We start from the raw sequence: 318 nt of genomic DNA, 5'->3' as shown, positions 1-318 counted from the left end.
CTCGTGATCGGCATCGCCGGCGGTGCCGTCGTCGCCTGGTCACTCGCCCGCTCGCGCGCGGGCGTCGACGCCGCGTCGGCCCGCGCGACGGCCGAGGCCCTGCGCGGCCAGCTCGAGGCGGTGCGGCGCGACGCTGAGGAACGCCTCGACGCCCAGGACACGCAGTACCGCCGCCAGGTCGACTCGCTCGAACGGCGCTCCGCCGAGCTCGAGCACCTGGTGCAGCGCATGCACGGCGTCGACGCGGCACGGAACCAGAACGAGTCCAAGGTGCTCTCCGCGCTCAGCCCCGTGGCGCAGACGCTCGACGTGATGCGC

The 318-nt window shown here is 74.8% G+C and carries 1 pseudogene; it reads left to right on the top strand.

The features are described 5' to 3' along the window. Positions 1 to 318: pseudogene (locus tag BIU89_RS12885) on the top strand (DNA recombination protein RmuC); the annotation flags it as partial.

The sequence above is a fragment of the Curtobacterium sp. MCBA15_005 genome, assembly GCF_001864855.1.
GTDB lineage: Bacteria > Actinomycetota > Actinomycetes > Actinomycetales > Microbacteriaceae > Curtobacterium > Curtobacterium flaccumfaciens.
Note: the sequence above shows the minus strand (reverse complement) of the source record. Positions and strands in the feature narration are given on the sequence as shown.